Here is a 25,057-nt window from a genome sequence, read left to right as displayed (position 1 = left end):
GTTACTGCCCCTTCGAATCGTGTGCGTCGCCGTGACCGCGCTGCAGGTCGCCCTGCACGAGACGCCAGGCATCGTCGACGTTTTCCGTCTCGCCGCTGAAGATCGCGCGAACCCGCACGAAGAACATCGGGATCATGAAAATCGCGAGGAACGTCGCCGTGATCATCCCGCCGATCACGCCCGTGCCGATTGCATGCTGGCTCGCCGAACCCGCGCCGTTGCTGATCGCAAGGGGCAGCACGCCGAGCATGAATGCGAGCGACGTCATCAGGATCGGGCGCAGCCGCAGGCGTGCCGCCTCGATCGCCGCGCGCACCGGCCCCATGTTCTCGTTCGCCTGCAACTCGCGTGCGAACTCGACGATCAGGATCGCGTTCTTCGCGGACAGGCCCACGGTCGTCAGCAGGCCGACCTGGAAGAACACGTCGTTCTCGAGGCCGCGCAGCATCGTCGCGAGCAGCGCGCCGACCACGCCGAGCGGCACCACCATGATCACCGAGAACGGGATCGACCAGCTTTCATACAGTGCCGCGAGACACAGGAACACGACGAGGATCGAGATCGCGTACAGGATCGGCGCCTGCGAGCCGGACTGGATTTCCTGGAACGACAGGCCCGTCCACGAGTAGCCGATACCTTCCGGCAGCTTGCTCGCGAGCGCTTCCATCGCGGCCATCGCCTGGCCGGTCGACTTGCCCTCCGCAGCCTGCCCCTGGATCTCGATCGACGATACGCCGTTGTAGCGCTCGAGCTTCGGCGACCCGTAGCTCCAGTGGCCGGTCGAGAACGCGCTGAACGGCACCATGCCACCGGTGCTGTTGCGCACGTACCAGATGTTCATGTCTTCCGGCGTCATCCGGAACGGCGCATCCGCCTGCACGTACACCTTCTTGATCCGGCCATCCGTATCCAGGAAGTTGTTCACGTACTGCGACGCCCACGCGATCGAGAACGTCTGGTCGATCGCCGCAGCCGTCACGCCGAGCGCGTTCGCCTTCTCGCGGTCGATGTCGACCGTGTACTGCGGCGTATCGTTCAGGCCGTTCGGGCGCACGAGCGCCAGCGTGGGATCCTTCGCGGCCATTCCGAGCAACTGGCCGCGCGCGGCCATCAGCGCCTCGTGGCCGAGACCGGCGTTGTCCGTCAGCTCGAAGTCGAAGCCGGCAGCCGTACCGAGTTCGGGAATCGACGGCGGGTTGAACGGGATCACCATCGCGTCCTTGTACTGCGAGTAGTGCGCGAAGGTCCGGCCGATCAGCGCCTGCACCTTCTGGTCGGAGCGCTGGCGATGCTCGTACGGTTTCAGCTTCACGAACACGAGGCCCGCGTTCTGGCCGCGGCCCGCGAAGCTGAAGCCGTTGACCGTGAACACCGAGTCGACCACATCCTTCTCGGTCGTGGTCAGGTACGTGTTGATGTTGTCGAGCGTCTTGCCGGTCGTTTCCTGCGTGGAACCGGACGGCGTCTGCACGATCATGAACATGTAGCCCTGGTCTTCATCCGGCAGGAACGACTTCGGCAGGCGCACGAACATCACGCCGACCGCGATGAACACGGCCAGGTAGATCACGAGCCAGCGCCCCGAGCGCCGGATCACGTGGTTCACGCCGCCCGTATAACGATCGCGGCTGCGGTCGAAGGTACGGTTGAACCAGCCGAAGAAACCCTTCTTCTCTTCGTGATGCCCTTGCGGGATCGGCTTGAGGATCGTCGCGCACAGCGCCGGCGTCAGGATCAACGCGACGAGCACCGACAGCACCATCGCCGACACGATCGTCAGCGAGAACTGGCGATAGATCGCGCCGACCGAACCGCCCGAGAACGCCACCGGCACGAACACCGCCGACAGCACCAGCGCCACGCCGACCAGTGCGCCGGTGATCTGGCCCATCGCCTTCCTGGTCGCCTCCTTCGGTGACAAGCCCTCCTCCGCCATCACGCGCTCGACGTTCTCCACCACCACGATCGCATCGTCGACCAGCAGGCCGATCGCGAGCACGAGGCCGAACATCGACAGCGTGTTGATCGAGAAGCCGACGAGGCCCATGATCGCGAACGTACCGAGCAGCACGACCGGCACCGCGATCGTCGGGATGATCGTCGCCCGCAGGTTCTGCAGGAACAGGTACATCACGAGGAACACGAGCACGATGCCTTCGAGCAGCGTCTTGACCACTTCCTCGATCGACAGGCGCACGAACGGCGTCGTGTCGTACGGATAGTGGACGACGAGGCCGTGCGGGAAGTACTTCGACAGCTCCTGGACCTTGGCCCGCAGCGCCGTCGCGGTCGCGAGCGCGTTCGCGCCCGTCGCGAGCTGGATGCCGAGACCGGCCGTCGGCTGCCCCATGTACTTCGTGTCGAACGTGTAGTTTTCCGAACCGAGCGCCGCGCGGCCGACGTCCTTCAGGCGAACCTGCGAGCCGTCCTGGTTGACCTTCAGCAGGATGTTGCCGAACTGCTCGGGCGTGCGCAGCAGCGTCGATTCGGTGATCGTCGCCTGCAGCAGGGTGCCCGGCTTCGCCGGCGTGCCGCCGATCTGGCCGCCCGCGATCTGCACGTTCTGCTGCGAGATCGCCGCCGACACGTCGGTCGGCGTGAGGCTGTAGTTGGTCAGCTTGACGGGATCGAGCCAGATGCGCATCGAGAACTGCGAACCGAGCAGCAGCGTCTGGCCGACGCCGTTCACGCGGCTGAGCGGATCGAGCACGTGCGACGCCACGTAGTTCGTCAGGTCCTCCTTCGACATGCTGCCGTCCTCGGAGTTGAACGCGAACCACATCAGCCAGTTGCTGCTCGACTTCGTGACCTGCATGCCGAGTTGCTGCACGACCTGCGGCAGGTTCGGTGTCGCGAGCGACAGCTTGTTCTGCACCTGGACCTGCGCGACGTCCGGATTCGTGCCCGGCGAGAAAGTCAGCGTGATCGTCGCGTTGCCCGAGTCGTCACTGGTCGACGACATGTACAGGAAGTTGTCGAGACCGCTCATCTGCTGCTCGATCACCTGCGTCACCGTGTCTTCCACCGTCTTCGCGGAAGCGCCCGGATAGTTCGCCTGGATCTGGATCGTCGGCGGTGCGATCGTCGGATACTGCGCGATCGGCATCTTGAAGATCGACGCGACGCCGGCCAGCATCAGCACGATCGCGATCACCCACGCGAAGATCGGGCGATCGATAAAAAACTTGGCCATGAAACGGACTCCTTGTTATTGCGCGGACGACGCAGCGGTCGAACTCGCGGCAGCATTGGCGGCGGTGCTCGCCGGCGCGGCGCCGGACGCATTCGCGGCGCTTGCCGGTGTGCCGGACGCGGCGTCCGGCGCCGGTGCGAGCTGCGCGGGGACCGTCTTCACGGTCGCACCCGGGCGCACCTTGTCGACGCCCTGCACGATCACGTGATCACCCGCTTGCAGACCGCCTTCGACCACCCAGTTCGGGCCCTGCATGCCCGTCGTCTTCAGCGGACGCGGCTCGACCTTGTTGCTGGCGTTCACCACCATCGCGATCGCCTGCCCCTTCTGGTCGTGCGTGACGCCGATCTGCGGCACCAGGAACGCGTTCTCGTTCACGCCTTCCTCGATCCGTGCACGCACGAACATGCCCGGCAGCAGCACCTTGCCCGGGTTCGGGAAGACCGCGCGGATCGTCACCGAGCCGGTGGTCTGGTCGACCGTCACGTCCGAGAACTGCAGCTTGCCCGGCTCCGAATAGGTCTTGCCGTCTTCCAGGATCAGCGACACCTTCGCCGCGCCCGGGCCGCTCGCCTTCAGGCGCCCGCTCTGCACGTCCTGGCGCAGCTTCAGCCCTTCGAGGCTCGACTGCGTGAGGTCCACATACACCGGGTCGAGCTGCTGCACCGTCGACATCAGCGTCGCCTGGCTCGCCTGCACGTACGCGCCCGGCGTCACCTGCGAGATGCCGACGCGGCCGGTGATCGGCGACACGACATCCGTATAGCCGAGGTTGATCTGCGCGGTATCGACCGCCGCCTTGCCGGCCGCGACGTCCGCCGCGGCCTGGCCTTGCGTGGCCACCGCGTTGTCGTAGTCCTGCTTGCTGACCGCGTTCGCGGCCACCAGCACCTTGTAGCGTGCGACCAGCGCGTTCTGCGTGACGAGGTTCGCCTGCGCCTTCGCGAGCGTTGCCTTCGCGCTGTTCAGCGCGGCGATGTAAGGCGCCGGGTCGATCTTGTAGAGGCGCTGACCGGCCTTGACGTCGGTGCCTTCGGTGAATTCACGACGCAGCACGATGCCGTCGACCCGCGCGCGGACCTGCGCGACGAGGAACGCGCTGGTGCGGCCCGGCAGGTCGGTGAAGACCGGTACGGCTTGCGGCTGGACGGTGACGACGCCGACTTCCGGCGTTTGCGGCGGCGGTGCCGATTCTTTTTTCCCGCACGCGGCCAGGAAAACGACAGCCGTTGCAGCAGTGATTAAGCGGTATGGAACCCGTTCGACGCGCATGGAGCGACCTCTCGCAAATAGACGACCTTCAATTGGAATCACCAGATCTCCTCGTAACCTGCACGCGCGGCCGGAATGCTGTCGCTTCCTGTTTGCCGCGGATGCGGTTGCGTATGTCGGGCGTTCGTTGCGCCCTGCGGAGCGTTCGTTCGTCGAACTGCTTCCGTGGAAAAAGCGTCATGAGCCCGCGGCACTGGCGGGCAGGCGTTGCCGCGGCGACCAACCGGGCCGCTAGCTCGCGGGCCGGAACGCGGTGCCGGCAAATTCGATGAATGCCCGTGCAGCGGCCGGCAGACGTGCGGTACGCGCATGCGCGAGCTTCAGCGTGACGGGCGCGAGCGAGTGAACCGGTGCAACGCGCACCAGCGCGCCGTCCGCCAGATCGGCGTCGACGAGATACGCGGGCAGCACCGCGGCGCCCATGCCGGCCACGGCCAGCCGCCGTGCCATCTCGAGATGGCCGACGCCCTGACTGCCGCCGGGCGTCGCGTCGGGCCGGAACGCAGCCGCGTCGCCGCCGCCGGCGGCCGGCAGATCGAGCCGCACGGCCGCAAGATCCGGCCAGTCGCCCGACGCAGCCGCGCCGCCGTGTGCGGCGACATAACCCGGTGCCGCGACGCGCACGGATTCGTAAGAGGCCAGCGTGTGCAACGCGTGCGCACCTGTCACCGGCATGCCGTCGGTCAGGAATGCGACATCGATGTCTTCGGATGTCAGATCGACATGGGCGTCGGTCAGCGTCACGGTCGGCCGCACGTCCGGGAACCGGCTCACGAAACGATCGAGCAACGCGCTCAACTGGCTGAGCCCGAACGCGACCGGCGCGGCAATGCGCAGCGCGCCTTCCGGCTTGCTGCCCATCGCGACGAAACGACCGTCGATCTCGTCGATCGCCCCGAGAATCCGTTCGACGCGCGTGAGATACAACTCGCCGATTTCCGTCAGCGACTGGTGGCAAGTGCTGCGTTGAAGCAGGCGTGCACCAAGGCGCGTCTCGAGCGCATCGACCAGCCGGCTCGCCATCGCCGTCGACACGCGCAGCCGCGTCGCCGCCCGGCGAAAACCGCCTTCCCTTGCCACCGTCACGAATGCCCGAATCGATTGAAGTTGGTCCATTTGTCCGGATTCCCTTGCGCGGTCGGCCGCCTGGACGCGCACACCCGCTACCGCGTCCCGACTGACATGTGACGGCCCGGCCAATGCGATGGCACCGACGCCGGCCACGCCGGATCGGTCGGTGCGCTCGCGCCGGACGCGCACCGGCATGCAACGGACGCAAGCCGGCCTCGGCTGGCCCGATGCACGAATATTCGAATAGCAGTCCTGAGTCTCTTGCAGCGATTCCCAGCGGCAACGCCGGCGGCATCCGTCGGCCTGGCGACGCTCATACCTGCGTCGCCCGAGCGCACTGGAACACGTTTCTTTCAGCAGGTGCAATGGTATGAAAACCGCCGGAAATTGGCTTGCCTGATCCTGCGATTGTTTTGCCTTAATTTCCGAATTTGTGCGCTGCACACTGCGCAACGACGGGCCATGCGGCCGCCGGCCGTGCAGATCCGGATGATTGGGCTGGTTTCCGACAGATTTAGGCAATCACGTGCGCGCGACTCGCCGTACGATGTGACCGCCGCGCGATCCACCTGCCGGGACACCGACAGGGAATCGCAGTCGCGCACCTTGCACCGCCCCCCTCGGTCATCCGCTCACGCAATATGGAAATCGACGCCCGAACGACGCCGCTACAGCGCACCGCACCCGATCACGCCCCTCGGTCACTAACGGCCCGGCTCGCTGCGCTGATCGCCGCCTATGCGCCGCACGACGGCACGTTCGAACTCCCGGTGCGTGGCTTGCGCATCGCACGCGTGTCCGCGTCGCCGCCACACTGGAACCATGGCGTGCACCGCGCGTGCCTGAGCATCGTCGGACAAGGCGCGAAATCGACACGGGTCGGCGACGCCGCCTACGTGATCGACGAATCGCGGATGCTGGTTACGACTGCCGACCTGCCCGTCACCGGCCGCGTGACGCGCGCAAGCCCGGCCGAGCCGTTCCTTTGCGCACAACTGGAACTCGACCCGGCCCGCATCGCGACGCTCACACCGCGCGTGTTTCCGCGCGGGCTGCCGAAGGCCGTCGACTGCGGCGCACTCGACACGCACGATGCGCCGCCCGAAATCGTCGACGCCGTCGTGCGGCTGATGCAACTGATCGCACACCCCGACGACATCGACCTGCTCGCGCCGCTGATCGTCGACGAAATCCTCATCCGGCTGCTGCGCGGCCCGTCGGGTGCGCGCGTCGCGCAGGTCGGCCAGGACGACTCGACGACACAGCGCATCTCGCGTGCGGTCGCCTGGATCCGCGACCACTACCTCGATCCGATGACGGTCGAATCGCTCGCGCGACAGGTGGACATGAGCCCGTCGACGTTCCATCACCACTTCCGCGCGGTCACGTCGATGAGCCCGTTGCAATGCCAGAAGATGCTGCGGCTGCAGGAGGCACGCCGCCTGATGTGCCTGTCGGCAATGGATGCGCAGCAGGCGTGCCGCAGTGTCGGCTATGTGAGTGCGTCGCAGTTCAGCCGCGAATACGCACGCCTCTTCGGCGATGCACCGGGCCGCGATGTCGTGAAGCTGCGCGACCAGGCGGTGCCGCTATCCCGCGTCGCGCCGTAGGCCATGCACGTGACGTGCGCGGCACCCATGCACCGAACCAACGATGTTCGCTATCGAAAGCAAGCACTTTCATAAAGGCGTGCCAGTTGCCTGCGCATCCTTGGTCGAGCCGGTCGCACAGATTAATTCGATACCCGGCTCAAATACAGGACTGCATATTATTGGTTCGATTGACGCGCAGCGTCATCCTCACACCTCGACGGCGCGACTTCAGGACGTGCAGGAAGTGTTCAGCGCGGCCTCGTCGGTGGACAGCATTTCGGGTACGCATTCACGCAGAAAATCGACGAACGTGCGGATTTTCGCATCGAGATACTGGCGCGATGCGTACAGCGTGTAGACGGTCAGCTTCTGCAAACGGTAGTCGGGAAGCACGCGCACCAGCGCGCCGCTCGCCAGCGCGGGTAGCGCCGACGACATCGGCAGCGAACCGATGCCGAGGCCGGCGCGCAATGCGGCGCCCAGCGCATCGGCGATGTTCACCTGGAAATCCGGCAACGGCAGGTCGAACGTCTCGGGGCCGTCGGGGCCGTCGAGATGCCAGCGATCGCGCGGAAATACGGGCGTAACGATCTGCAGGCACGCGTGGCCGTCGAGCTCGCGTACCGTACGCGGCGTACCGCGCTCCTTCAGATACGCGGGCGACGCGCACAGCACGCTGTGCACCTCGCCGAGCCGCTGCGACACGAGCCCCGAATCGGGCAGCTCCGTCGTACTCAACTGCAGCGACACGTCGTAGCCTTCGTCGATGATGTCGGGCACGTGCTGCGACAGCGTGAGCTCGACCGCGACCGACGGATAACGCTGCCGGTAACGCACGACCGCGGGCACCACGTAGGCCTGGCCGAAGCTCGTCGTCGCATGAACGTGCAGCCGTCCGGACGGCTTCGCCTGTGCATCGGCCGCCTCGGCTTCCGCTTCTTCGATATAGCCGAGGATGCGCTGGCAGCGGTCGAGATAACGCTGCCCGGCATCGGTCAGCGCGATGCGGCGCGTGCTGCGGTTGAGCAGGCGCGTGCGCAGATGCGTCTCGAGCTGCGCGACCGACCGCGATGCATAGGCTGTCGTGATGTCCAGGCGCTGGGCCGCGCTCGTGAAGCTGCCCTCCTCCGCAACCCGGACGAAAATGCGCATCATCTGTAACGTGTCCATCGACCTGTCCCCGGGATTGAGATCACGTCGCGCCACCGTGCGGCCATGGTGCCGGCGGTTCCGGCGCGGGCCGGCCTGGCGCGAATTGTGCGGAACAGTACAGCAGCGGTGCAGACGTGTCCAGTTCGCCGTACGCGGCATGATCCGGATGCCGAATCGTGTCGCCGGGCAGCCCTGCACGCGTCGTCCGGTTCGTGTGCATGACGTCCGGACGCGCCGGCAAGCTAACCGCAGCGCATCGGCAAAAACTACCCGGCGACCATGGTGTGGCCGCACGATTCACGTCATGTATGACGGATCAGGCCGTGGCGGCCGCATCGAACGGATTGCGCAACACGATCGTGTCGTCGCGCTCCGCGCCGGTCGTGATCATCGATACCGGTGCGCCGACGACCGCTTCGACGCGCGCGATGAAATCCTGCGCGGCGCGCGGCAGCGCCGCGCGTTCGCGTACCCCTTTCACAGTGCCGCGCCAGCCGTCGAACCGCTCGTACACGGGTTTCGCGCGCGACTGCGCATCGAGGCTTGCCGGCAGATGATCGACCCGCACGCCATCGAGTTCGTAGCCGACGCACAGCTCGATCGACTCGAAACCGTCGAGCACGTCGAGCTTGGTGAGCGCCAGCGAATCGATGCCCGAAATCCTGACCGCCTGACGCAACTGCGCGGCATCGAGCCATCCGCAGCGGCGCGGCCGGCCGGTATTCACGCCGAACTCCTGCCCGCGCGCGCGCAGCGTTTCGCCGGTCGCGTCGGACAGTTCGGTGAGGAACGGCCCGCCGCCGACCCGTGTCGCATACGCCTTGGTGACGCCCAGCACGTGGCCGAGCTTCGACGCGCCGAGCCCCGTGCCGGCCGCCGCCGCCGATGCAACGGTGCCGGACGACGTCACGAACGGATACGTGCCCCAGTCGATGTCCAGCATCACGGCTTGAGACCCCTCGAACAGGATGCGCTCGCCACGGTCGGTCGCGTCGTTGAGATCGGCCCAGACGGGGCGGACGAACGGCAGGATTCGCGGCGCGAGGTCGGCGAGCGTCGCCAGCATCGCATCGCGCGAATGCTCGTCGAGCCCGAGGCCGCGGAACCACGCGTTGTGATGGTCGACGAGCACATCCAGTTTGGCGGCAAGCCGGCCCGGTTCCGCGAGATCGCCGACGCGCAACCCGCGACGCCCGACCTTGTCCTCGTAGGCCGGCCCGATCCCGCGCAGCGTGGTGCCGATGGGCTCGCGGCGCAGACGCTCCTGAGCCTGGTCGATCGCACGGTGGATCGGCAGCACCAGCGTCGCGTTCTCGGCGATCGACAGGTTGTCCGGCGTCACCGACAGCCCGAGTTCGGCCATCCGCGCGATTTCCGCGAGCAAGGCTTCCGGATCGAGCGCCACGCCGTTGCCGATCACGCCGCGCTTGCCGCGCACGATGCCGCTCGGCAGGAGCGCGAGCTTGTATGTCTTGCCGCCGACGACCAGCGTATGACCTGCGTTGTGGCCGCCGTTGTAGCGCGCGACGAGATCGGCCTGTGCCGCCAGCCAGTCCACGACGCGTCCCTTACCTTCGTCGCCCCATTGGGCGCCCACGACCACCACGTTCGGCATGCTCCGCACTCCATGTGAGAAATTCAGACAATCGTTCGGCCGAGCCGGCCGTTTGTGTGCCATATTGGCGAAGCTTGAGCACCCGATCAAACGATTAAACCTGAACCATCGCGTGAGTAAATATCACGTGAAATGACGCAATGGCCCGACGCCTCCCTCCATTGAATTCGCTGCGCGCGTTCGAAGCTGCCGCGCGCCACGGCAGCTTCACGCTGGCCGCCGACGAACTGTGCGTGACCCACGGCGCGATCAGCCGGCACGTTCAGCAACTGGAGGCGTGGCTCGGACGGCCGCTGTTCGAACGCCATAACCGGCGGGTCGAGCTGACCGACGCGGGCCGCGCGTATCTCGCCGAGGTCGGTGCGTCGTTCGACCGGATCGCGCTCGCCACCGCGCAGCATTTCGGCCATGCGCAGCAGCGCGTGCTGCGCGTCAGTGCACCCGCGACGTTTTCTTTGCGCTGGCTGGTGCCGAAGCTGTCGTCGTTTCAGGTCGCCCATCCAGCCATCGAGGTACGGCTGTCGACGTCGAACGAGCCGATCGACAAGCTGCGCGACAAGGTCGACCTGATTGTGCGCGGCGGCCCGCAGGCCATCGACGGCTACGTTGCCGAGGAATTCCTGTCGGAAGTCCGGCTGCCGGTGTGTGCACCGAAGCTGCTGGAAGGGCGACCATTGCATACGCCCGCCGATCTCGCCGGCTTCACGCTGCTGCACGCGGCCACTTATCCCGGCATGTGGCCTGAATGGCTCGCGGCAGCCGGACATCCGAATCTCGTGCCGCGCCACTCGCTCACGCTCGAGCATTTCTACCTGACGCTCCAGGGTGCGCTCGACGGGCTCGGCGTCGCGATGGGGCCGATCGCGCTCGTCGCGGACGACATCGCCGAAGGTCGGCTCGTGCAGCCGTTCCGCGAACCGGCGCTGCCGCCGTGGCGTTACTTCACGTACGTCGCCTCCGCACGCGCGAACGACGACGCAGTACGGGCGTTCAAGGACTGGCTGAGGGTGACGGGAAATGCGGCTGCGCCGGGCGGGCGGAGCTGACCGCGTCGGAGTGCGGGTGGCACGCGCCACAAAATGCAGGAATGCGAATCAAATAACGCAAGCGACTGGATTGCGTATTGTCTTCGGCTTTCGTCGATACCGGGATTGCTGCGTTTGATGTGCGCCGTGGAACGGCGACGCATGCGGCAAGCCGCGGATCGATCCGTGGCTTGCCGCCGGAAGACGCTTACTGGCTTGCGCCGACGCCGGCTTTTTTCTCCGCGTTCTGCAGGTTCTGCGGATAGTTCGGATCATTGGCCGCCGGCTTGTAACCGGCATCTTCGAGTTTCTTCAGCTCGGCGTTGTTCTTCGCACGCGCGGCCTTGTGCTCTGCCTTGCGCTGGGCCCTGGCCGCCTTGCGTGCCTGGCTCTTCGCTGCCTTGGCGTCCTGTGCAGCGGACGCGCTGGCGTCGGTCTGCGCAAACGCGGGAACTGCCGAGCCGAACAGGAACGCGGCTGCGGTAGCAGCCAACGTGAGTTTTCTGATCTGGATTCGCATCGCTGAACTCTCTTTTCTGGTTTATCACGGATTGGAAGACCATCGAGATACCGCCCCTGCCCCGGTCGGTTGTCATGCCGCATCCGGGACCTGTGCATCATAACCGCGTCGTGAAAAATATGGCGTCAACGTGCAACGGGGTTCGGGGATACACGTATGGGAGAAAACGTGGATGGCACTCGACCGGGACGGTCACTGACAGGACGGGAATTGTGGATCGCGCCATTGGGGAACCGGAAACCGGCGACGTGCCTGCGCCCTGAAGACGCGGACGATTGATGTATGGAGGTGCGATGCGAAATACCCATGACTGTTTCATAGGTGGGGATGCCGGCGCGCTCACCCGGGACGTGATCGTCATTCGGCCAATCACGATCACCGCAGTCACAGCAGTCGAACTGTGTGTCACGTTGCCGGTCGACGTGGTTCAAGCGACAGTTCCTCCCATAAACGACCACGATTCGATGTTATGGCGATCAAGGCAAGCACGATTGCATCGCACACAGCGTTTGCAGTTCGATACAGCAACCAATCGCCGAACAGTGATCCCGAGGGCTGCCTTAGCGGGCAAATACGGTCGCCATGTGGTCCGTATGACGAAAAGCGTCGACATTGCCTACGGTGAAGACATCGGCACGGACCGCTTCACGATTGCGCTGACGGCATCGCGCGGATGTCACCACGGTCGTCGGGCGAACGTGATCCGCAGAAATGATGTCGCGGCCAGGTGAGATCCGGCCGATTCTGCGCAGGAACGCATCGGACCGCATGCCCGAAACACAGGATTTTCATTCCGCGACCTTGGCCTCAATGCATCGTGGCGAGCATTGCCGCCCGCACAGCATGCCGATACCTGTGGCCTAGTCAGGCCGGCGAGCTTTCACGAGATTCGAAAGCGTCGGAAGGTGAGAATGTTCGGGATCATCGCTCGAATTCGACTGGGGTGAGCTTCGTGATCCCTCCATCTTCACGTTGGCCCGCGACGCATGCTGGATCGACCCAGGACCCGGCAACGCGTGCAAATGATGCCGCCCCCCTACTTGATCTCGGGAAAGCCGTTCCAGGGCCTCTCGTTGTGGATGGGAGGCACAGCATTGATTTTCGGTTGATGGAGCCAAAGGTAGAAAGTTGGACGCCCCGGGCGCGGCGAAGCGAGTTGCGGCGATTTCCTCTGTGCACAGCCGACAGGCTGGGTTTGAGCGGAGACGCGAGCCGACGATCGGAGAACTTTCTTCGTAGACGAGCAGGCCTGAGTGTAAAAATTCCTTCGCCAGCCGTAGCGGATGATTTCAAACTGCTGTGAACGAAACCGAAGAGATCTATGTTTCCGGCGGGCCGATGGACTTTGCCGGTCGATAACGTGCATTCGCGAGGCTACGGGGACGGTTTTTCGATCCCATAAACGGGAACCTGTACCTGGAAACGGGCAGTTTCCTCCTGTTTTTCTCCCATAAGTTTCTACGTTTCAGTCGATGTGAGTATGTACTCACCTCTTCTGGAAGCCTTGTTGGGCCTGGAACCTGTGCGAAACGAGGAGCCCGGTCACTGTTTCCCAATCCTGAATCGAAGCGTTGAGGTGCCTGCAACACCATAGACGGCTACTCAATGGTAGCGGTTTATGGGGTTCGTCTTTCTGTGGACGCGCACGTGTGTTTACATCTTTTGTTAACGACGTTTACTTCTTTAACTACTTTTAGACGGCTCACAGCCTTATCCCACAAGGGTTTGACAGGTGTTCGGTACCCATTTATGGGAGCACAGGTGTAAGGGTCTGGGGTTTCAGGTCTGTGGATTTGGGGTTTGGGGTACCGGGTTGTGGGGAGTCAGGGTTGTGGATATGGGGCAAGCGTACCCGGTTATGGGAAATCGGCCACAGAACACGTTGGGTAGTCGTCTATGGGAACGTATGCAGGTAGCCTTTTATGGGGCATTTTTTTGATCCGTAGATGCTTGAATGCACAGAGATTTTTCTTGGGTAGCCGGTTATGGGGCGCTTCAAAGGTAGCCGGTTATGGGTAGGATCCGGGGCCACCTGATTGCCTTTTTCCAAATTTTCCAGTGGTTGGTTCCCATGGACAGGATCGACGGCACGGACAGGTAACCTTTTATGGGGAAACCGGAGGGTTGCCGTTTATGGGAGCTGTCTGCGGCATCCATGCAATCAAGGCCGGTTGAAAGGTACCCTTCTGTGGGAATCGATGAAGGTAGCAAGTTATGGGAGGAAAACGAGACTGTGCTGCAAGGCACCATGAATGTGCCCAACGATCTCGATTCTGCACATCTGTTTCCCATGGATGGTTACCTTGGCGAGGGCAAATCCCGTGCCGGGTTTCCGTGACCGGGCATGAAAGGTAGCAGCTTGTGGGAAGCATTTTGGTCGAAAGGTAGATGGATATGGGGCCCCGAAAAAATCGTCTGATCGAAGATTTTCCTTTTGTATCTGAAGGTTAGCCGAGATAGTGCAAGTAAAGCAGGAACAAGGGCGTTGCCCGTCGCCGCGAAAAGGTATAAAGTCCGCTCTCAACAAGGTGACCTTATCCGGACATTACGATGCCGCGCAAGCCCGCAAGCAAAGGCTCAGACAAACAGGTTTCGCTGTTTCAGACACCCGAGCCTCCCGACTTGCTGCGCAAGGCGGTCCAGGCGATTCATATCGCGCCCAAGTCCGGGAAGATCGGGCTGCAGCAGCGCAAGATGTTCAGCTCGCTGATCAAGAACGCGCTTCGGCAGGAGGCTTTCGAGCCGGGCCGGACGAGCTTTTCGATCTCGATCGCGTCGCTCTCGCACGAGAGCGGGTTGAACAGCAACAACACGAAATACGTGAAGGACACGGTCAACTCGCTGATCAGTACCGTCGTCAACTGGGACTACCTGGCCGCGGACCGATCCACCGTCTGGAAAGCGTCAGGCCTCCTCGCCGGCGCGGAGCTCGAGCAATCGGTGCTGAAGTACAGCTTCTCCGACCAGATTCGCAGCGAATTGCTCAACCCCGAGATCTACGCATTGATCGATATGCGGATCGCCCGCGAGTTCCGGCGGTCGCACTCGCTCGCGTTGTGGGAAAACACGGTGCGCTACGAAGGAATCGGCATCACCGCGAAGATCCCGCTGCCGAAATTTCGTGACCTCATTCTCGGCCAGGACAAGGCGTCGCAGTCGTACAAGGAATACAAGCTGTTCAAGAGCAAGGTCCTGGTGCCGTGCATTCAGGAGGTGAACGAAGTTTCGGATCACACGCTCGAGCTGATCGAACACAAGTCCGGCCGGAGCGTGGAAGCCGTCCAGTTCAAGGTGACGCGCAAGCAGAGCGCCGATACGGTGGAGGACGGCGACGTCAAGAACGAAGCGCTGGTCGAGGAGGTCGCCAAGTTCGGCATTCCGCGTTCGGAAGCGCGCCGGCTGATCACGCAATACGGCGTGCAGCGCATCAAGGCTGCGATTGCCTACACGCTCAATCGGACTACGAAGAAGAATGCGGCGCCGGTCGACAACGTGGCCGCATACTTCCGCAAGGCGCTGACGCACGGCTATACGCTGGCCGACGGGCAGGGAACGGAGGCGGCCGCACCGGCGAAGGAATCCGCGCAGAGCAAGCAGGAACAGATTCGCGACAAATATCTGGCGGCGAAGGTCGAGGAAGCCGGCGCGTATTTCCGCGAACTGGAGATCGACGACCAGACCAAGCTGATCGAGCGTTACAACGAGACGGTGGCAGGCTCGAAGGATCTGACGCTGTCGCCGAAGAAGAAGGCGAGCAAACTTGCGCAGACCAGTTTCTTCCGATGGCTCGCGCTGGATACATGGGGCGAACCGACCTCGGACGACTTGCTGGAATTCTTGCTGAAAAGCAGTCTCGCTGGCAACTGAACGAGGCCTCGCAGTCGGGTGCGTGTCGCGTGCCGGACGTCGTCGTCCGGCTTCGCGATGCAACGCGGATGCGAGGCCTTCTGCTTTTCGCGCGTTACTTTTGCGTAGCCGTTGCCAGCTCGGCAACGTACGCGTCGATGACGGTCTTCAGCTTGTCGGCGAGCGCCTCCTGGTGCGATGCGTCGACGCCCTTGAGCTGCAGATCCAGGCGGCCGTCCGGATAGGTCTTCAACTGACCGATCGCTTGCGATTCGAGCGCGAAGTCATGCCGGACGCTGTAACGGGTGCGCCCTGCCTTCTTGCTGCCGTCGCTCTGCGCACGCAGGAAATTCTCGAGATCACGAACCGATTTTTTCCGGTCGATCACGGCCGTCAGCAGCCGGTCGGCCGTCGGCTCGCCCAGGCGTTCGAAGATCAGCTTCAGGAAATACGCCGCCTGCAGGCCGACCACGTCGTTCGCGCTCGCCATCCGTTCAAGGAGTGTGTTCGGGAGTGCGTTGAGCGACAGCGTCTTGCTGATCGATGCCTTGTCCTTGCCGATTTTTTCCGCCAGCGTGTTCTGGTCGGAAAAGACCTTCTCGTCGAGGAGACGCTTCCACGCGACCGCATCGTCGAAGATCGTCTGGCGTTCGTGGTCGTGGTTCGCGCGATACGCGATCGTGTAGAGCTGCTCGGGCGTGTGATCCGTGCGGAACGTGGCGTTGATGGTTTCGTCGCCGTTGATGCTCGTCGCGCGAAGCCGGCGTTGCCCGTCGATCACGACGAGCTTGCCGGGAAACTCCGGCAGCCGCGTCACCTTGATCGGCTCGATCTGCCCTTCCCGTTTCAGCGTCAGGGCGAGCTCGTGCAGGCTCGACTCCGAGTAGAACACGCGCGGGTTGAACGGGTTCGGAATGCAATCCTTGAGCAGCACCTTCTGTGGCGCGCCAAGATCGGCCGTGACGGCGGGTGCGGCCGCGGTCGGGGCGCTGGCGGGCGCCGATTCGGCGATGGCGTTCGGTGCGGCCGCCGGTTCGGGCAGCCGCGTTTCGAGTGCCGCATTTTCCTGCGCGAGCCCGCGCAGCAGGCCGGCTGCGAGATGCAGGTTGCCGGTCGGCTTCTTGTCTTTCGAGGTGTCCTTAGCCATGGGCGGCTCCGGTAGCGCGCGTCGACGCGATGTATTGGGCCATTTCCGTGACCAGCTTTTCGATTTCCGCTCGGGCTTCTTTCAGGCCCTTCAGGTACCGATTGTGATGATGGATCGTGGTGCCGAGCGCAAACGTCTGACGGTAGACCTCGCGTTGCGCGATCTGGCTGTCGAGCAGATGCTCCCCTATTTCTTCTGCTCTTAGAATTTTTAAAATTTCTTCACGCATTTTAGTTTTTCCATTAACGCTATTCAGCATTAATGCGGAAGACAGATTTGGGTTACGGACGGATCGCATCGATTCGATCATGCGGATCATCGCGACGGTGCTGTAAAGATCGGCCGGCGACGGCGACAGCGGCACAAGGCAGAAATCGGCAACTTCGAGTACCGATGCGATTCGCGGATCTTCGAGGTTGCCGGGACAGTCGACGACGATCACATCGAAGTTCGCGTCTTGCTTTTTGATTTCGCCGCCAATGCCTCGGCCGGCTGGGGCCAGCGAGAGTACCGTCATCGGCAGCGTGTTCTCGCCGCTCGTTACCCACCGGACGGACGTGCCTTGAGGGTCGGCATCGATCAGGGCGACCTTGTTGCCGCCTGCTTCGAACGCAGCCGCGATATTGACGGAGATGGTTGTCTTCCCAGTCCCACCTTTTTGATTACTGACGGCGATCTTGAAAGCCATTAAATTTCTCCACGGAGTTTTGCGTAATATATGCAGTTATTAGCGAAATGTCCAGAAAAAGCCTTCGACGGAATGTATGACTTGATGATCAAGATGGTTGTCACGTGACAAGTAGCCGAATGGCTAACGAGTCAGCGATGGGCGGTGATCGAGTAAAAATAAAATTGACGATATCGCTCGAAAATCACGTACAAAGATCGATAGAAAGTTCGACGAGCTTTAACAGTGATGACGGATTAACGCCTGGAGGCTGGCCGATTGATCTTGCGAAATTTCTGGCAAAACTCTCAGTGACTCCAGTAGGTCGGCTTGGAGAATGTCGTCGGGAAGCTCAGTTGTCACGTGACAAGACGTAGAGATTTGGTGCTTTCCGGTGCACTCAGACACCGAAGAATCTTTGGCCAGATCGCGGTGACGATCTCGGCGAAGTTATTTCAACGTTCGATCGCTGGTTTCGCGCGACTACCTCGCAGCCGAGGTGAGTTGTCACGTGACAATCGCCTCAAGAGCGGACGGTGACGACCGCTCTGGGTCGATTGTCAGCCCCGTTGCGACCGAACTCCGCTGAGAATGAACAGATAGATCGGTAAAGGAGAGGTTTGTCGCTGTTGGCTCGCCGCGAAGAGATTCTCCGGGGCGGTTGTTTGCTGAGTTGTCACGTGACAACTGGAGTGTTGTTTGAGGCGCGTGTGCGTTGAGTGGCACGCTGGCCTGCGCGTCGGGCGGCACACACTGTATCGAAGAGTTTGATGCATCGATTGATCGCAGATTCTGCTCCCATCGTGGTGGGCCATCTGCATTCACACCCCCTGCAAAACGATGGAGCTCCTCACTGGGACAGCAAGCCAACCGCATATCATAAGCGTCCATGATGTGACCCCATTTAACTGGACCGCTCAGTTGCATCTTCATCGAACGTTAGCCAGCAGGGTAGGGCGACGCTCTGTCGTGCCTACCCCCGTTCCCGCCAGCGCAGTCTCAGCCTTCACGCGACGGTCGTGCGTGCCAGGCGTCGATTTGCGGCAAACTCCGCGATTGAAGGTCGCGCGATAGCTCAAACGGGCCAGATCGTGAAACAATTTCAAGAAATTCGATGTTCGTGGAAATCCTTATCCAGCAAGCGGTTGCGCAATATTCTTCATGTTGTTTCACGCAATATCGACAAGATCGCGCGTTTAAATGGGGGCGCATGGTCATTTCGTGCCCTGCATCCGGCAGCTCGTATAAAGATGCGTCGATTTGTATCTATTGATACGTATTATGTAGTTTTTGAAATTTATGTGGCCCCGCCAGGTATCTGAGACAAATCAAACTCCCGCGGATCACATACACCACGGCACGCTGTTGAGTCTCTGATCGGGTGTCCGCGCCAATAATCGGCGCGAGTTGTCACGTGACAACGCGCATGGGTTGCTCAACTCGTTGGATGACAGAGTGACGCGAGAATCCCGGCACCAAAGAGTTTGTGGCAGAGCGCCGGGGAGACCGTCAAGGGGCCTGGTCGTTGAAGAGGGGGCGAAGTCATCACCGGCTCATGAGAACGGTATGGGACGACCTGCTTGTGTCTGCGCTTTGATCGCAAGTTGGCGAAACTTCCGACTCCGAGGGGAGCTCACGAATCGCTCGATACTCAATTGCAAGTCCTCAGGCGGCCATCAAGCCATCAGTCCTGAGTCGGCAAGAAATCGAGAGGCGCGCGTCCCGCTGCGAGCGTGTGACTCGCCCGGATCAGGTGTGAAACCGATCCAACCATTCCGCGGATACCGCCAAAATCGGCATCCTGCATCTTCGGTACAACTCCGGCGATCAGTAAGTTGCCGCCACCGACAGAACGACATCCGTTCCGCTGCGCAGGTTATCGATATCTCTTCTCGGCGAATTGCCGAACAACCGACTGTATTCGCGGTTGAACTGGGTCGGGCTCGCATATCCAACCCGGAACGATGCCGACGTGGCGTCGAGTCGCTCGGACAGCATCAGCCGACGTGCTTCGTTGAGTCGTATCCATTTCTGATACTGCAGCGGACTCATGCCAGTGAGCTGGCGGAAGTGGTGATGGAAAGTCGAACTGCTCATCTGAACCTGCGTCGCCAGATCGTCGACTCGCAGCGACTCGTCGTAATGGGTTCGCAACCACTGGATCGCCCGCGACACGCGGTTGCCCTGACTGCCGGCGGACGCAATCTGACGCAGGCGGCCGCCCTGGTCGCTCGCCAGCAGCCGGTAGTAGATTTCCCGCTCGACGTACGGAGCGAGAACTGCAATGGCGTTGGGATCGTCGAGCAACGCCAGCAACCGGTTGACTGCGTCGTAGAGCGGTTCGGTCATGTCGCCGACGACGAGGCCGCGACCTGCGGGGGCATCCTCGTGATCCGGTGCGACCTGCGCCATCAGTTCGGCCATGGCGCGAAAATCAAGCTTGAGCCCGATCCCGAGAAACGGCGTTTCGCGGCTGGCCTCGATGACCTGCGTTGAACCGGGCAAGTCGAGCGACGTGATCAGAAAACGGTTGGCATCGCATAGATACACATCGCCGCTCTGAATGATCCGCTTCGTGCCTTGGACGACGAGCCCGAAGCTTGGCTCGACCATGCAGCCCATCGGCTGCGTCGGTGTTTCCCTTCGATGGAGGCTCAGGTTCGGAATGGCCGTGGTGAGGTGGTCGACTCCATCCGTCCACCTCGCGACGCGTTCTGCGAGTGTCAGCCGCAGGTCGCTCTCCCGGCTCTGGCGGGTCGATCGGGGAGGGACGCGATTGAATGCAGCGAGGGGGGCGGTGTCGACCTGTTGGCCGGGGGAGTATTGGACAGGTGCCGGATGCATGACTTCTCTACTCGGGTAATCGGGTCTACAGGCGCGGCCCATCGACATGCAGGTACGCCGGAAACGAACTTCCCGGAGGCGCGGCATTGCCGCGCTCCCGGGAAAATGCGCAACGTCCGGTGGGCCTACTTCGCCGTTTGCGACGCGCAAAGCGACCAGCGGCGCGATTTCGTGGCAACGGATGGCACGCGCTCGTCCACCGTGCGCCACCACCGCTCGCCGCGGTGCGGCTCGGCCAGAGCGAGGCGCTCGCCCATCCTGGGCGTCGACAATTCGACGCCACGCACGATCGCCAGCGCCGTAACGCGCTCGAACGGTTCCTGCCAGCGGTGCATCGCGAGATCGAACGTGCCGTTGTGGATCGGGACCAGCCAGCGACCGCGCAAATCGATGTGCGCCTGCACGGTTTCTTCCGGCTGCATGTGGACGTACGGCCATTGCGCATCGTATGCGCCTGTTTCGATCAGCGTGACGTCGAACGGCCCGAGGCGCTCGCCGATCGTCCGGAAACCATCGAAGTAGCCCGTGTCGCCGCTGAAGAACACGCGCAAGTCGTCGTCGACGATGACCCAGGATGCCCACAGCGTGCTGTTGCCATCGAACAGGCTGCGCCCGGAAAAATGCTGGGCAGGCGTGGCGGTCAGCGTCAAGCCGGCCTCGTCGACACTCTGCCACCAGTCGAGCTGACGGACTTTCTTCGCGTCGATTCCCCACTCGATCAGGCGGTCGCCGACACCCAGCGTTGTCACGAACACCCCGGTGGTTGCCGCGAGCGCGAGCACCGTGTCGCGGTCGAGGTGATCGTAGTGATCGTGCGACAGGATCACGCCGCGCAGCGGCGGAAGATCTTCGAGTGCGATCGGAGGCGCATGAAAACGCTTCGGGCCGACGCGACGAAACGGCGACGCGCGCTCGGCAAAGACGGGATCGGTCAGCCAGAATTCGCCGCGCAGCTTGAGCAGCAGCGTTGAATGGCCGAGCCGGTACAGGCTGCGATCGGGGGCCGCGTCGAGTTCCGCGCGGGTCAGCGAATCGACCGGCAGCACCCCTGCGGGCACGGTATGGCGCGGCTTGTTGAACAACATGTTCCACGCGATGCCGAGTGTCTTGCCCAACCCCTCGGCCGGCCGGGGCGCGACATTGCTGAAGCGCTCGCCATTGTGCTGCGGCGAGCCGCCAGACAGCACGCGGCCGCGTCGGGCGGCCGCAAGACCCAGAATGCGATGAATCAAAACGAGAGGCGATGCCATGTGGGTTCGTCCGGAGAATAAAGTACACTAAACAGTGTAGTTTATTTTTGGGATAAGTAAACTACGCGGTGTAAAATTTCCGAATGGATACCAGCACTCCCCCTCAGCGCCTGACCGATCGAAAGCGCACGGCCATCGTCGACGCGGCCATCGAGGAATTTCTCGCGTCGGGTTACGACGCGACCAGCATGGACCGAATCGCCGCGCGCGCGGACGTGTCGAAACGCACGGTCTACAACCACTTTCCGGGCAAGGAAACGCTGTTCGCCGCGATCCTGCAAAAATTGTGGGATGCGACCCGAACCGGCAGTTCGCCAACTTACCGTCCCGACGTGCCGCTGCGCGAGCAATTGCTCGCGTTGCTGGAGCGCAAAATGCGCCTGCTCGGCGACGAGGCATTTCTCGCGCTCGCACGTGTCGCGATCGGTGCGGCCATCCATTCGCCGGAACGCGCGCGCGACATGGTCGAGCGTCTCGGCGAGCGCGAGGAAGACATGACGGTCTGGGTGCGAACGGCCGCAGCGGCCGGACGCCTGTCGGTCACCGATCCGGTGTTTGCCGCGCATCAGCTGCACGGTGTCGTGAAGGCATTCGCGTTCTGGCCGCAGATCACGATGGGCCAGCCGCCACTCGCGGCGCCGGAGCAACAAAAAGTCGCGGAATCAGCCGCAGACATGTTTCTCGCGTACTACGCGCGACCGGAAGACCCCGACGCATCACGTGCCGCAGCGGACTGATCGTGCATCCGGTCGATCATGCGCAAAGCGAGGCCGGCACAATGTGCATGTTCGATGCGCGCCCTGGCATGACGCGTCGGCAAACCGGCAGTTCCACGGATGCAGAACCGCCTCATATGATCGCTGGCCATCCAGCGGAACCCGGCGATGCCGCCGGCTTACCTGAAGCCGAACGCGAGTGACGACGCATGAAGACACTGTTGATCGTCTATCACACGATGACCGGAGGCACGCAACAGATGGCCGAAGCGGCTGCCGGCGCGGCGCGCGAGCAATCCGGCGTCGACGTCAGGCTGCAGCGCGCGGACGCGACGAGCGCAGACGATGTGCTGGACGCCGATGCCTATCTGTTTGCGACACCTGAGAATCTCGCGGCGATGTCCGGGCTGATGAAGGACTTCTTCGACCGCTGCTACTACGCGGCGCTCGATCGTGTGAACGGCCGCCCGTATGCGGCGATGATCTGCGCGGGAAGCGATGGACAGAACGCCTTGCGCCAGATCGACCGGATCGCGACAGGCTGGCGGCTGAAGAACGTGGCGCCGGGCCTGATCGTCTGTACGCACGCGCAGACGCCGGAACGCATCCTCGCGGCCAAGACGATCGACGGCGACGATCTCGCGCGCTGCGCCGAATTGGGCGCCGGTCTTGCAGCGGGACTTGCACTGGGCGTTTTCTGATCACGCAGGCCGCCGACAGCGCCGGCCGGTCGGCGTGAGGCCGGACCGAATTACGTTCGTGCACATGACGCGTGCACACCGGTGCGGTACCGATCCTGCGGTGCTGGCACTGGACTGGCGCGACTGCCTGGCGCTCAGCTGCCTTTTGCCGGCGTCGAAGGCCGGTGGTATTCGGGCCAAAGACGTTTCACCAGATCGCGCGATGCGCCATATGCATGGCAACTGTCGATCTTGAGCGGCTTTCCGTCGCTATCGCGCTCCTCGAGCGATGACTTCCGCATGCCGACCATCGTCTGATAGGCCGTGGTGGCGATCGGGCCGAGCAATTCCTTCAGGTGCGTGCACGTATCGCAGGACGGCAGGCGCTTGCGAACCTCGCTGTTCCAGCCGGCGCCGATGCTCAGTCCGACGAGCGCCTGCAGCGAGTCGCCGCCACCCGGACACTGCGCATACGGATGCGACCGGAGGAACGTTGATACGGCGCGGACGATCATGTCGGCGTCGAAGACCAGTGTCACGCCGAGGTCGTGGATCGGCGACAGCGCAGCGACCGTCCGGGTGCCGCCTGGCGGTGTGAAATCGAAAGTCTTGCGATCCGCGAGGCAGGCTGTTACTTCGAACCGGCCGTCGCTGCGCCGATAGCCGCGCATGTCGATCTGCCGGTGGTGTATTTCCTCGCGCGTGATGCCGTCGTGCGGGATGTCGTGTGGGGGAACCATGTATCTGCTCCGTTTCGTGCAACCGGTTCTTTTCGCCGGCAAGCGAGATCTCGACGGCTGGCCCGGTGCGCAGCGAAAGGGGCCGAGGGATACCGCCGCCGACATCGATCCGGCCATACTACGCACTTTTCGGCATCTTCGTACGCGACGGGATCGATGCGGACGCAACGATTCGAGTAGGGGTATCGATGCGATCGACGGAGGCATTCGCATGTCGGCACACACGCGCCGATCTGTCGCCGGGCGCTTCACATTGGCGCAATCGTCGATTCGCACGTTACCGACGGCGCCGCCCGGGATCACGAATGGCGACCGAGATTCGCGGCGCATCGATGCGGCACGATCGGGGGCTGCGCGCCGAAGGCGGCATATCTCGCATGGGGCGTCGGCCAGTGCCGCCGGCGAGGCAATCTCGGCGCGCAAGATGGCCCCGATTTCCGCCGACGAGGGTGAACGACGTGACTTCCTGAGGCGTATCCATATAATGCGCAACACGACCGTCCGGATGCATTTCCGGTGCCCCGAATCGCGCCAATGCAGACCAGTGAGTCAACCGGCCGTCGCGCGTACCGGTATACTTCCACTCCTGCCTTGTCCGGCATCGTGGCCGGGTGCCTGAAAACAGAGTGGCGTGCGCGATGCGGCCCCGCAGTGTTCCGCCTCGGCGGCAGACGGGTCGCACGCATGGCGGCGAAGCGGGTGCGCCGCGCGGTGTGACCGCACGAACCACACCTTATATTCCTGGTGGATTGAATTTATGGGTTTTGAACAACTTGCCGAATTGCGGGCGCAGCTCGCAGCGAAGGCCAAGCAGGAGCGCAACGCGAAGCGGCCGGCAGCGCCGGCGGACACCGGCGCGAAGCCGAAGTCCGGCGACCAGCCGCAGCGTGGCGCCAAACCGGCTGCGGCCGGCGGCAAAGCACCGCATCGCGCGAAGCCTGCATCGGCGAAGCCGTCGGCGCCGGTCGATCCGGTCATCGTTGCGATCGGCAAACTGCAGCGTAAGTTTCCGCGTGCATTCCCGAAGAATCCGGCCCCCAAAGTGCCGCTCAAGGTCGGCATCTGGGACGACCTCGCGCGCGAAGCACAGGCCGTCGGGCTCAACGAAGCCGAACTGCGTGAAGCGATGTCGACGTGGTGCCGCGGCAACCGCTACTGGTCGTGCCTCGTCGAAGATGCCGTGCGGGTCGACCTGCAGGGCAACGAAGCAGGGCGCGTCACGCATGACGACGCAGCGCGGGCGCGCCGGCTGAAGGCTCGCCGCCCCGGCAAGGGCGCGGCGCAATCGGCCAAGGGCGCGCAGCAGCAGCCGAAGGCCGAGCAGCAGGCCGAGGCGGCCGCCGAGCCGCAACCGGCGAACGTGGAAGCGCAAGCCGACGCCGTGCCGCAGGTCGAGCAGCAAACGGCTGGAAACGAGTAACCGGCAGCGCGCGGCTGCATGCCGCACGGCGCTGATCCGCATGCACATCGCCTGCGGCGAACGCACGACTGACTGACCTGCCTCGACAGAGGCGGGTCAGGACTCCTCCCACCGGCGCCTGACGCGCCGGGTCCTTATCTATCCCGCCTCGAACAGACCCTGCGACCGGACGAAGAAAGTTCGTCGATCGTTGCTGCATGCGCGATATCTCGACCGTGTCGTTTGCGCGTGGACGGTACGCATGTCTGGAACGCGACGACGTGTCATTCAGTTAATTCGGTTTCCTGAAATTTCGCAATGCCGGAAG

General features: G+C 63.1%; 19 protein-coding genes. 8 read left to right on the top strand and 11 right to left on the bottom strand.

Annotation, left to right across the window (positions count from 1 at the left end; all coding sequences use genetic code 11):
- Position 1: 1 nt before the first annotated feature.
- The 3 genes from VK92_RS15775 to VK92_RS15765 form a co-directional block, all read right to left on the bottom strand.
- Positions 2–3,193, bottom strand: coding sequence for an efflux RND transporter permease subunit (locus tag VK92_RS15775; protein WP_021156318.1), 3,192 nt, complete (start codon positions 3,191–3,193; stop codon positions 2–4).
- A 15-nt stretch (positions 3,194–3,208) separates the two neighbouring features.
- Positions 3,209–4,465 carry an efflux RND transporter periplasmic adaptor subunit gene (locus VK92_RS15770; RefSeq protein ID WP_048028152.1) on the bottom strand — a complete coding sequence of 419 codons (1,257 nt, stop codon included), beginning with the start codon at positions 4,463–4,465 and terminating at the stop codon, positions 3,209–3,211.
- A gap of 231 nt (positions 4,466–4,696) precedes the next feature.
- On the bottom strand, positions 4,697–5,581 hold the full coding sequence (locus VK92_RS15765) for a LysR family transcriptional regulator (protein ID WP_048028150.1): 885 nt from the start codon (positions 5,579–5,581) through the stop codon (positions 4,697–4,699).
- Between the two features lie 596 nt (positions 5,582–6,177).
- Between VK92_RS15765 and VK92_RS15760 the strand changes: the two genes are divergently transcribed.
- Entirely contained in the window at positions 6,178–7,146 is a 969-nt protein-coding gene (locus tag VK92_RS15760) for an AraC family transcriptional regulator (RefSeq protein WP_048028148.1), read from the top strand.
- A 210-nt stretch (positions 7,147–7,356) separates the two neighbouring features.
- On the opposite strand, the gene VK92_RS15755 is transcribed toward VK92_RS15760, so the two are convergent.
- A complete protein-coding gene (locus tag VK92_RS15755; RefSeq protein ID WP_048028146.1) occupies positions 7,357–8,298 on the bottom strand; it encodes a LysR family transcriptional regulator in 942 nt (313 codons plus the stop codon).
- A gap of 298 nt (positions 8,299–8,596) precedes the next feature.
- A complete protein-coding gene (locus VK92_RS15745) occupies positions 8,597–9,895 on the bottom strand; it encodes an adenylosuccinate synthase (protein ID WP_048028144.1) in 1,299 nt (432 codons plus the stop codon).
- A 140-nt stretch (positions 9,896–10,035) separates the two neighbouring features.
- Here VK92_RS15745 and gcvA point away from each other — a divergent pair, with 140 nt between their 5' ends.
- The gene (gene gcvA, locus VK92_RS15740) at positions 10,036–10,941 is read left to right on the top strand and encodes a transcriptional regulator GcvA (protein WP_048028143.1); all 906 of its coding nucleotides are present in this window, start codon (positions 10,036–10,038) and stop codon (positions 10,939–10,941) included.
- A 187-nt stretch (positions 10,942–11,128) separates the two neighbouring features.
- Here the strand turns inward: gcvA and VK92_RS15735 are convergent, their stop codons facing one another.
- Positions 11,129–11,440, bottom strand: coding sequence for a hypothetical protein (locus VK92_RS15735; protein ID WP_048028142.1), 312 nt, complete (start codon positions 11,438–11,440; stop codon positions 11,129–11,131).
- 293 nt (positions 11,441–11,733) lie between these two features.
- On the opposite strand from VK92_RS15735, the gene VK92_RS41820 reads away from it, so the two are divergent.
- Together VK92_RS41820 and VK92_RS15730 are read left to right on the top strand one after the other, a co-directional pair.
- Positions 11,734–12,171, top strand: a complete 438-nt coding sequence (locus tag VK92_RS41820) for a hypothetical protein (RefSeq protein ID WP_131723257.1) — start codon at positions 11,734–11,736, stop codon at positions 12,169–12,171.
- Between the two features lie 1,819 nt (positions 12,172–13,990).
- Positions 13,991–15,307 carry a replication initiation protein gene (locus VK92_RS15730; RefSeq protein WP_021163671.1) on the top strand — a complete coding sequence of 439 codons (1,317 nt, stop codon included), beginning with the start codon at positions 13,991–13,993 and terminating at the stop codon, positions 15,305–15,307.
- A 94-nt stretch (positions 15,308–15,401) separates the two neighbouring features.
- On the opposite strand, the gene VK92_RS15725 is transcribed toward VK92_RS15730, so the two are convergent.
- Both VK92_RS15725 and VK92_RS15720 read right to left on the bottom strand, forming a co-directional pair.
- On the bottom strand, positions 15,402–16,433 hold the full coding sequence (locus VK92_RS15725; protein ID WP_048028140.1) for a ParB/RepB/Spo0J family partition protein: 1,032 nt from the start codon (positions 16,431–16,433) through the stop codon (positions 15,402–15,404).
- A complete protein-coding gene (locus VK92_RS15720) occupies positions 16,426–17,121 on the bottom strand; it encodes a ParA family protein (protein WP_011350423.1) in 696 nt (231 codons plus the stop codon). The genes VK92_RS15725 and VK92_RS15720 overlap by 8 nt, the downstream gene beginning before the upstream one ends.
- A gap of 998 nt (positions 17,122–18,119) precedes the next feature.
- Here VK92_RS15720 and VK92_RS41815 point away from each other — a divergent pair.
- Positions 18,120–18,422 carry a hypothetical protein gene (locus VK92_RS41815; RefSeq protein ID WP_131723256.1) on the top strand — a complete coding sequence of 101 codons (303 nt, stop codon included), beginning with the start codon at positions 18,120–18,122 and terminating at the stop codon, positions 18,420–18,422.
- A gap of 505 nt (positions 18,423–18,927) precedes the next feature.
- Here VK92_RS41815 and VK92_RS15715 read toward each other — a convergent pair.
- On the bottom strand, positions 18,928–19,944 hold the full coding sequence (locus VK92_RS15715; RefSeq protein ID WP_048028138.1) for an AraC family transcriptional regulator: 1,017 nt from the start codon (positions 19,942–19,944) through the stop codon (positions 18,928–18,930).
- Positions 19,945–20,069: 125 nt separating this feature from the next.
- Positions 20,070–21,194, bottom strand: a complete 1,125-nt coding sequence (locus VK92_RS15710) for an MBL fold metallo-hydrolase (RefSeq protein WP_048028137.1) — start codon at positions 21,192–21,194, stop codon at positions 20,070–20,072.
- Positions 21,195–21,277: 83 nt separating this feature from the next.
- Here VK92_RS15710 and VK92_RS15705 point away from each other — a divergent pair, with 83 nt between their 5' ends.
- A complete protein-coding gene (locus VK92_RS15705) occupies positions 21,278–21,931 on the top strand; it encodes a TetR/AcrR family transcriptional regulator (protein WP_048028135.1) in 654 nt (217 codons plus the stop codon).
- A 188-nt stretch (positions 21,932–22,119) separates the two neighbouring features.
- Positions 22,120–22,611: a flavodoxin family protein gene (locus VK92_RS15700; protein WP_048028133.1), complete on the top strand. Its 492-nt coding sequence runs from the start codon at positions 22,120–22,122 to the stop codon at positions 22,609–22,611.
- Between the two features lie 134 nt (positions 22,612–22,745).
- Here the strand turns inward: VK92_RS15700 and VK92_RS15695 are convergent, their stop codons facing one another.
- Complete coding sequence (locus VK92_RS15695) at positions 22,746–23,330, bottom strand: DUF2889 domain-containing protein (RefSeq protein ID WP_048028132.1); 585 nt, start codon at positions 23,328–23,330, stop codon at positions 22,746–22,748.
- Positions 23,331–24,087: 757 nt separating this feature from the next.
- On the opposite strand from VK92_RS15695, the gene VK92_RS15690 reads away from it, so the two are divergent.
- Positions 24,088–24,750: a ProQ/FinO family protein gene (locus tag VK92_RS15690; protein WP_021163663.1), complete on the top strand. Its 663-nt coding sequence runs from the start codon at positions 24,088–24,090 to the stop codon at positions 24,748–24,750.
- The last annotated feature ends 307 nt before the right edge of the window (positions 24,751–25,057 follow it).

Origin of the sequence: Burkholderia sp. LK4, from assembly GCF_001043615.1 — a bacterium.
GTDB classification, from domain to species: Bacteria; Pseudomonadota; Gammaproteobacteria; order Burkholderiales; family Burkholderiaceae; genus Burkholderia; species Burkholderia cepacia.
The sequence above is the reverse complement of the archived record's forward strand: the minus strand, read 5'-3'. Positions and strand labels throughout refer to the sequence as shown.